Below are 9,551 nucleotides of genomic sequence, written 5' to 3'. Positions count from 1 at the left end.
AATAATCAAAAACACCAGACAAAAGGATTGGTTATCTTTGTGGGGCTAATTGAAAAAGGTAGGTATGACTAAACTTGGTAGTAATTTCTTGTTTCTATTTGTTTTTTTGAGTTTTATTTCAGTTGGGCAGCTATATACAACTACAATGTATAGCCTGGAGGATTTATGTAAAGATGTAATAAGTTGGCCGGGGATGGAAGTCATTGATGTGGAATATTCAGGATCTGCAAATGCGATTGGTTTTTTTAAGGCAAATGGTAGTAATGTTTTATTGGAGGAAGGGATAATTCTAACAACGGGTACAGTTTTGGATGAAGAAATTAATTCGATGAGGAGAGGGCCTCATGGACCAAATGATGAAGAGATGTCAGGAATTGATAACGGGACTGGCGGTCATGAGGTTTTTGAATTTTTGACTGAATCAACCACCTATAATGCTGCTGTTTTGCAACTTACTTTTATCGCTACGGATACGCTTTTACCTTTACAGTACGTTTTCGGCTCAGAAGAATATCCAACCTATGTTTGTTCCCAGTTTAATGATGTGTTTGGTATTTTGTTAGAAGGTCCGGGGTATTTAGGAAAAGAGAATATTGCACTGATACCGGGAAAAAATATCCCGGTTAGTATTAATGCAGTTAATTCCGGGGAGGTTGGAGAAACACTCAATTGTAATGCTTCTTTTTGTAGTGAGGTTGATCCGGATTGGCAGGAAAATGTAGTGTTTTATCGTGAAAATGGAGATGGGAGTACGTATCCTTACAGTGTTAATGCAGGATTCTTGCAATATAATGGTTTGACAAATGTGTTGAGTACAAATGCTGCTCTCGTAATTGGGGAAGAGTATGTTTTGACAATTGCTATTGCAGATGTTGGAGATGGGGTTTATGATTCAGGTCTGTTTATTAAAACAAATACTATAGAAACGGCAGGAACAAGGGAAAATAGTCAGGAAATAAAGATTGCAGTCTATCCAAATCCGGGAACCGGAGAATTTACTGTTTTGCTAAAAGGTGTACAAAATTCTAGCTATACTATAGCGGATGCTACAGGTCGTATTATACAGACGGGGTTACTGCTTGAGGGACAGAACGAGATTGATTTTAGACAAAAAAATAAGGGAGTATATTATTTAGAGGTGAGTACATCAACGGATAGGTTTGTGGAACGTATAGTTGTTAACTAAATATTCTATGTAGATGAGTAAGAAAGTTGGAGACAATTACGGATAGACCACACGAGTATGAAATACGTGGTTTTATTGTTTAGCAGTATTTTTTTGAGACAGTACCGTATCAATCAACCGGAATGACAGCCAACGAATATGACCTGTTATAACAAATTAGCCTGATTGTAGTATACAACTATCCCAACAAAAGCTTCGCAGATTCTTCCAACATTTCTCTATGTGCCGGATGGGCGATGCTGATAAGTAGTTTTATACGTTCTTCTATTGTTTTTCCAAAAAGATTAACGACTCCATACTCGGTTACAACATAATGAATATGTGCCCGGGTTGTTACAACGCCTGCACCCTGTTTAAGGAAAGGAACAATCTTGGAGGTTCCTTTGCGTGTTGTGGATGTCATAGCAATAATTGGTTTTCCGCCGGGGGAAAGGGATGCTCCGCGTATGAAATCCATCTGACCACCTACTCCTGAGAATATTTTACTTCCGATGGAATCCGCACAAACCTGTCCGGTAAGGTCAATCTCAATAGCACTGTTAATCGCTACCATTTTGGGATGTTTCCGAATAACCGCCGTATTATTGACATAAGCAGCGTCTAACATATGCACCATTGGATTATCATCCAGAAAGTCATATAATTTTTTGGACCCGACAACAAACGAGGCAACAATTTTTTCGGGGAATTTTCTTTTGAAACGACCGTTAATGACTCCTTTTTCAATTAACGGGATAAGTCCGTCGGAGAACATTTCGGTATGTACTCCCAAATCTTTATGTCCACCTAGCGAAGCCAGAACAGCATTAGGAATAGCTCCGATTCCCGTTTGCAAAGTTGACCCATCTTCAATAATAGAAGCAATGTGCTTTCCGATCGTGGTTACCTCTTCCTGGGATTCATGATCGGCAATTTCGGGGAGCGGAGCGTTGCGGTGAACGAAGTAATCAATCGTATCAACATGAATGATCCCATCTCCCATTGTGCGTGGCATGAACTCATTCACCTGTGCAATGACAATTTTTGCTGATTGCATAGCAGCGAGTGAAATGTCGATCGAAGTTCCCATCGAACAGTATCCGTGCTTGTCTGGTGGAGAGACTGTAATCAAAGCCACATCAAGCGGCACAATTTTCTCTCTGAAAAGCGAAGCTGCTTCACTCAGGAAAATAGGAATGTAACTTCCGTGTGTATTCTGAATGTTTGCACGTATGTTCGAACCTACAAAAAGTGCCTTTATCATAAATGATTCTGACAGCTTTGGGTCTGCATAAGGCGCTTCATTTTCCGTGTGGATCTGGTAAATGGAAACGTTCCGTAATTCTTGTGCACGTTCTGTCATCGCCTTTACCAGATGTGAAGGTACGGCAGCTGCCGAATGAATAAAGACGTTGTCGTTACTTTTTATGTGTTTTACGGCTTCTTCTGCTGTTGTTGTCATACCTCCAAAGATAGACAATGTTTCCTTTTTGAAGCTGATCAAATTGCTATTCCCGTATCAGTTTGAATGTCATTTTTTTGGAAGATGTTTGTACAATAAGATAATACATCCCTTTTGGAAGATTTGATTCCAGAGGGAGCAAAATCGTATTGTTTCCCGAACGAACAGCTTCCTGTTTTTCAAAAACAAGTGTGCCTTTGGTGTCAAACAAAAGAAGGGAAGCTGCCTCTGGAGTATCGCTGTTGATTTCAACCGTTACATCACCATTGGATGGATTTGGGTAAATGTTAACATCAAAAGCAGACATTTCTTCTTCTCCTGCCGTGAGGAAAAAACCGGACCAGGTAACAAACAAATCTTCCTGAGCAACTGAAGATAAATTATGAGCTGAGTCTATTACCACAGAACTAACTCTTCCTGTCGCACTGGAAATACTCTCGTAACGGAGGTCCGATTGCATTGTTCCGGTAGTAAGTGTTGCCGAAGGATATCGGGTGCGGAAAGTACGGAAGTTGTCAATGGTCATTTTACTATGTCCGCTTCGGAAGGAAATGTAATTACCCGATGAGATGGGATTGGGATCTTGCCATTCGCCGACCAGTTTATTGTTGAGATAAACAAAGGTTTCTCCGGTGATTCTATCATAAACTACGTCTGTTTTATAAGTTGTTCCTCCTGCAAAATTGCAGGGAATTACTTTTTCCTGACTGAACACATTGTTTTGAACACGATAAAACTCTAATCGTTGTGATTCAACACGGAACCAGATAAAGTAGGAGTTTCCTCTGTTTTCCGTATCCGGATCGTCACAGAAGTAGTGAAATCCTGCCCGACGGTTCGTTCCAGTACCGTCGATAGTCAGATCAAAACTGTATAGATATCGATTGGATAGCGTCTGATTTAACGAAGCATAGATATTTGTATTGTTACTATTCTCATCCGATTGAACCAGCTTATTGTTTACGATAGACCAACTTCCGGTATGCGCGGTCCAGTCGGTGTGGATCTGGTTGTCAAAAGGTTCCGTAAAATAGCCCCGGTTAGTATTGGATCTCCATTGGCTTCCGTTATAATCTGCAACGGAATAAAATCTTCTTTCAACTCCACTTCCGTTTGTATTATCAGTATCTGTGAAGTTTACGACAATATCTCCGGAAGCTATTGTTGAAGTAGAACCAATTTGTGTTTGGGGAGGTGTCCAGTCAATGTAAATATTTTTGGCGTACTGCGGAGACCAGTTATTCGTAACATCTTTTACAACCGTATTAATTCTGCAGGCATCCTGAGATGGAGTAGGACTCTCATAAAGAGCCTGATTACCGGATGAAGCCCCAACAGTAACAAAGAGTTCATCTCCTCTGGAAGTTCGTACTTTTAGGTTGTCTGCTTCCATGGTTGAGTTTCCGTTACGAAGGGAGATGTATTGCCCGGATTGAAAAGGGTTACTATCAATATATTCTCCGACAAGTTCATTGTTAAGAAACGCCCGAATAGCTCCTGTTGCGGGATCGTATGTTACTGTGCAATCGTAAGTAGTATTAGCATTAATCGTAACGGGAGTATTGACAACTGTATATAGTACGTCATTTTCCACTCTATACAATTGAAAAGCGTTGTCATCTGCTCTGAACCAGGCTAAATAGGAGTTTCCCCGGTTTGTGAGGACGGCATTATCAGCAAAAAAATGTAAACCACCTCTTCGGTTTGTCCCAGTACCGGATAGTTTCATTTGCCACTGGTACATATAGGCTTGTGTGTTATCCTGTGTCAGTGAAGCGTATAGGTTAGAGTTACTGGTTGACTGATTACTTTGTAGTATTTTGTTGCTCGCTATTGACCAGGTTCCGGATGAAATGGTCCAGTCCGAATGAATGGAATTATCAAAGTTGTCATTGAATTGTCCGGAACTGGCTTTTGCGCGCCATTCATTGCCATTGTAGTGTAGTACTTGTACGTATCGTTCATCTATCCCACTTCCGTTTGTATTATCTTCATCCTGAAAATCGACATAAAAGTCTGCTCCTCGCCAATCATAGTTTGTAGAAGCAACAGTTGAAGGAGGAATATTATCCGAACAATTGTCAATAATGGCTTGTGTTGCCTCCCGGATACTCTGCATACGGGAAATCATATCACTTCCTGGACAGGAAGTAGACCCGATTGCGTTATGGGTGGTAAAGTGGGGTTGAATTTGCCATCCGTTTGTTTGTGTTGTCATACCCGAGCTACCCAAAATGTTAATTCCCCGGTAGTCAAACCACCAGGCAAGAAGTTCATAGAGTTTTTGTAGCTGAGCTGTAGTAGCAATAGACACATCCAGATTTCCTAGAAAATTGATTCCTATGGATCCGCTATTTGCACTTCCGGCGTGAGCTGCCCGTACATCAGTCGTCGGAAGATTTGGATTATGCCGCCCCTGATATAGGTTTCCGTACTTGTCAATCAGGTAATTGTAACCAATGTCTGACCATCCGTTTGAATTGACGTGATAATTCCAGTAAGAACGGACAACTGCCTGCCCGTCTGTATAGGTGTTCGGAGAAGCTCCGTGATGCATAACAACATGCGTTGGAGAAATTGTGGTTGGAGTATATCCGGCCAGAACACTTCCACAGGGTGCAGAACCTCCACACCATTGACTTCTTGCAATAATTGATGGGAATTCAGGACATTCAGCACGAGTAGATTTGGTAACCTGAACAGGTCCTTCGATAGATGATTCTTTAAAAGCATTTCCATCAAAAATGTCAAGAATAACCTCTGTAATAGGCACTGGTGCCGAAAAAATAATCTCGATCTCCTGGTGTGAAGTAGCGTCATGTGTGAACCATGCATCCGTTCTGTAATGTCCCGAAGGGATTTCTTTTGGTGTAAAATCAGCATCACCGTTTAACCAGTCTGACCATTCTTTTCCGGAGAGTCGGGTTCTGTAGCGGAAAGCGAATAAACTGGCAGGTATATCCGCGTTTTCTTCTGTTTTCCAGCCGATTCCAAAACAGGAAAAAGCACTTCCGGTTTGTAGTTCGAACCGGTATTCCGTATCCGCCTGTAGTTGAGTTGCTGTATAGCGCTCTGCAGGACAATTCATTTTATCCGAAATATCTGCAACAACCGGATGAAGAAGTTTCTGAGAGTATAATCCTGAACTGATCAGGAAACAAAAGAATAGTAGTACTCTAGTAATCATATTTTACGCTTTTTTTGTATTACTAAATAGTGGCAGGTGAAACAAATATAGGGGAATGCACATATACAAGTCAAATAATTTAACTTGTAACGTTGTTTGAAAACTTATTTTTAACAGAAAGTGCTTTTAAATCAGATGGTTTATGCTGTTGTTAACTTTTTATGAAGAACCATTTTAGCTGTTAATAATCGATTTTACCTGATGTCTGAGGGAATCAATTACTTCACTTTCAAACCAGGGATTCTTTTTTAACCAGATATTGTTTCGTGGAGAAGGATGAGGTAAGGGTAGGTAATCCGGAGAATAGGCCATGTAGTTTTTTACCGTTTCAGTGAGCGTACTTTTTCGTCGGTTTCCCAAATAGTACTGTTGAGCGTAAGTACCGATAAGTAAAATAAGTTGTGGGTGATGAATTTGACCCAATAACTCACCGTGCCATTTAGGTGCACATTCAGGGCGGGGTGGTAAATCTCCTGATTTTCCTTTTCCCGGATAGCAAAATCCCATAGGAATGAGGGCAAAAATTTCAGGAGTATAGAAAACGTCTTCAGTTACTCCTAGCCAGTCCCGTAAACGATTGCCGCTGGCGTCATCCCATGGGACTCCGGTCTGGTGTACTACACTACCGGGAGCCTGACCTATTACAACAATCTTGCTGTCGGAGTGGGCTGACACAACAGGGTTAGGTCCCAACGGAAGAGATGAAGCGCAAATTGTACATTGCCGGATTTCTTGTAATAAAGGATTTATCATCGTATCAACCAACGATTTTCTGTCAACACCAAATATAAACAAGTATTCCCTCAACAGAATCCTGTGTCTACTAAAAAAAAAGGTCTATTTACCCTTATTTTTTGTCAGAATTCCTGTCATCATTGATTTTTACGAATAAGAAGCCGGGACTGACAATGTGTTGAACCGGAATAATTGCGAACAAAACCAATAACAGATGAAAAAGACATTTCTACTACTCATAACCGTACTAACAGGTTATGTAACAAATGCACAGGTAGTGAATATTCCTGACGCTAATTTTAAAGCACGTTTGCTGAATTCAGCAGTAATAAACTCAAACGGTGATACGGAGATTCAGGTTTCAGAAGCAACAGCCTACACAGGAACAATCAACTGCAGTAATGCCGGTATAACGGACCTTACAGGTATTGAGGCGTTTGTCAACGCGACAGGACTGGACTGTCCGAATAACCAGTTGACATCCGTGGATTTGAGTGCCAATACGGCGTTTACATTTGTTCGTTTGGATAACAATGAGTTGACATCCGCTCATTTCGGAACGAGTACTAACCTGACCAATATCAATGTTCGTTACAATCAGTTAACAACATTAGATGTAAGTGCCAACACATCCTTACAGTTCCTGACGATAAATGATAATGCCATTTCTTCGCTCATACTTCATTCCGGTCCGGGTTCTTTTAGAAATATAAACTGCGCCAACAACGAGTTGACACAACTCGATTTAAGCGCACATTGGGATTTGAAATATCTTACCTGTAGTGGCAATCAACTAACAGAGCTAAATGTTCGTACGGGTACAAATACCTCATTTGTATCGTTTGACGCAACTAATAACCCGGATCTTGCCTGTATCAAAGTTGATAATGCAGCCTACAGTACAAGTAACTGGACAAATATTGATCCAACGACGAGTTTTGATGAAGTCTGCGACAATTGTGTGATTACTATTCCCGATGCAAACTTTAAAAGCTATTTGTTAAGTCAGGCATTAATTAATGTAAACGGAGACAGTGAAATTCAATGTTCTGAGGCGGAGGGATATACCGGGACAATTGTTCTTACAACTGGATCTGTTCCGGGAACTGTGTCGGATGTAACCGGGATAGAAGCCTTTACTAATATTACCGGGTTCACTTGTGTCGGACAGAATATCACCGCTTTAGATTTGAGCAATAATGTACTGGTGGAGTCGGCGTCGTGTCATAATAATGCGCTTACTTCTTTACTATTAGGGAATAACTCTGTTCTTACTACTTTAACTTTGACAAATAATGAAATAACATCTTTGGATTTGAGTGGGTTACCGGCATTGGAGCTTGTGTTTTGCGGAAATAATCAGTTGTCAGTATTAGATGTAAGTACTAATTCCAATTTGACTACTCTGGATTGTCGACTTAACCAGCTTTCGGAGCTAGATCTGAGCGCAAATACCATGTTGATTAAACTAAACTGTTTTAGTAACCTATTAACCGAACTGAATGTACAGAATGGAAATAATCTGAATATGCCGGGGTCTGACTTCAATGCCAATACTAACCCGGATCTGACCTGTATACAGGTTGATGATGCGGTTTGGAGTGAAGCAAACTGGAATAATACTGATCCTACTGCTACGTTTACTGAGGATTGTGAGGCATTTAATGCCTGTATAGTTACTATTCCCGATGCTGCGTTTAAAGCTTACCTGGTAGGAGAAAGCGCTATTAATACAAACGGCGATACCGAAATACAGTGTGAAGAAGCAATTGCTTACACAGGAAGTATCTACAGTATCGGGATGGGGATCACTGATCTTACCGGAATTGAAGCGTTTATTAATGTTTTTGATATGAATTGTAGTGATAATCAAATAACGACTATTGACTTAAGCAGTAATATAGGGATGCGCTTTTTCGAATGTGATAATACGCCTTTGACAACGATTAACCTAAATGGGTGCTCTAATTTGGAAATCCTGACCCTGTATAATAATGCCGAGTTAACGCAATTGGATGTGAGCACTAACCTGAACCTGGAACACTTGAATTGTTCCAATAGTCCGATTGAGATTCTGGACGTAAGTATGTTGGACGAATTATCGGTTTTGTATTGTGAGGGGAGTGCATTAACAACATTGGATATCAGTTTAAATCCAGAACTTGATCATCTCAAATGTGGTGGGAATCAATTGACCTGGTTGAATTTGCAAAATGGAAACAATAGTAATTTTCAAACCTTTAATGCAATAGAAAATCCTCATTTATACTGTATTCTGGTTGATGACCCGTCGTGGAGCACGGACAATTGGTCAGCAAATGTAGACGAAATAGCTTCTTTTAGTAACGACTGTATATGTACAATGACTAATGCAATAGTGGAAGAAGTGACAGCATGTGATCCGGAAGATAATACATACGAAACAACTATTACTGTCGAGTACGAAGATGCTCCGGGTGGTAATCTGAATGTAAACGGTCAGCTATTTGTAGCCACAGGAAGTCCCCAGAGTATTACATTAACGGGTCTTAATGCGAATGGGGAAACTGTAGATCTTACAGTAGCTTTTGAGGAGGATGCAAGTTGTATATATTCTATTCAGACGGCATGGACAGCTCCCGAAAATTGTTCTTCTTCAGCCGGTATGGAAGATAATACGGAAGATCAGTTCCTAATGTACCCAAACCCGGTTAAAGATCAACTGTTTATTGAACTTGTCGGTACAACAACTATTCAAATCTATTCTGTTCATGGAGAGGTAGTACTGGATCAGACAGAAATTTTTGGAACTTCTGTTGTTGATGTGAACGGTTTTGCTCCGGGGGTTTACCTCATTCGAATGAGGTCCGGAGTTACACACAAGTTTATAAAAGAATAGTAATAAATAGTAAATGATAGAAAGATGAAAGCGAATAAACATATAGTTGTACTGATAGCTTGCTGTATCAGTATTCTGTCACTATCAGTAAGCGGACAGGCTCCTGCACTGCCTTCTGTTGAAT

At 40.5% G+C, this 9,551-nt stretch carries 5 protein-coding genes; 2 read left to right on the top strand and 3 right to left on the bottom strand.

Translation table 11 applies throughout. The features are described 5' to 3' along the window. Positions 1-64: 64 nt before the first annotated feature. A complete protein-coding gene (locus AC4PL9_RS12110; protein WP_491605007.1) occupies positions 65-1,186 on the top strand; it encodes a choice-of-anchor L domain-containing protein in 1,122 nt (373 codons plus the stop codon). 178 nt (positions 1,187-1,364) lie between these two features. Here AC4PL9_RS12110 and AC4PL9_RS12105 read toward each other — a convergent pair whose 3' ends face one another. The 3 genes from AC4PL9_RS12105 to AC4PL9_RS12095 all read right to left on the bottom strand — a co-directional run bounded on the left by AC4PL9_RS12105 (position 1,365) and on the right by AC4PL9_RS12095 (position 6,564). Continuing rightward, a complete protein-coding gene (locus AC4PL9_RS12105) occupies positions 1,365-2,627 on the bottom strand; it encodes an acetyl-CoA hydrolase/transferase family protein (RefSeq protein ID WP_491605006.1) in 1,263 nt (420 codons plus the stop codon). A gap of 46 nt (positions 2,628-2,673) precedes the next feature. Continuing rightward, positions 2,674-5,814 carry an N-acetylmuramoyl-L-alanine amidase gene (locus AC4PL9_RS12100; protein ID WP_491605005.1) on the bottom strand — a complete coding sequence of 1,047 codons (3,141 nt, stop codon included), beginning with the start codon at positions 5,812-5,814 and terminating at the stop codon, positions 2,674-2,676. Positions 5,815-5,988: 174 nt separating this feature from the next. Then, a complete protein-coding gene (locus tag AC4PL9_RS12095) occupies positions 5,989-6,564 on the bottom strand; it encodes a uracil-DNA glycosylase family protein (RefSeq protein WP_491605008.1) in 576 nt (191 codons plus the stop codon). Positions 6,565-6,763: 199 nt separating this feature from the next. Between AC4PL9_RS12095 and AC4PL9_RS12090 the strand changes: the two genes are divergently transcribed. Beyond that, positions 6,764-9,427 (top strand): T9SS type A sorting domain-containing protein, encoded by a 2,664-nt coding sequence (locus tag AC4PL9_RS12090; RefSeq protein ID WP_491605004.1) that lies wholly within the window; start codon positions 6,764-6,766, stop codon positions 9,425-9,427. The last annotated feature ends 124 nt before the right edge of the window (positions 9,428-9,551 follow it).

This window comes from Wandonia sp. (assembly GCF_984588085.1).
This window is presented reverse-complemented; position numbering and strand designations above follow the sequence as displayed.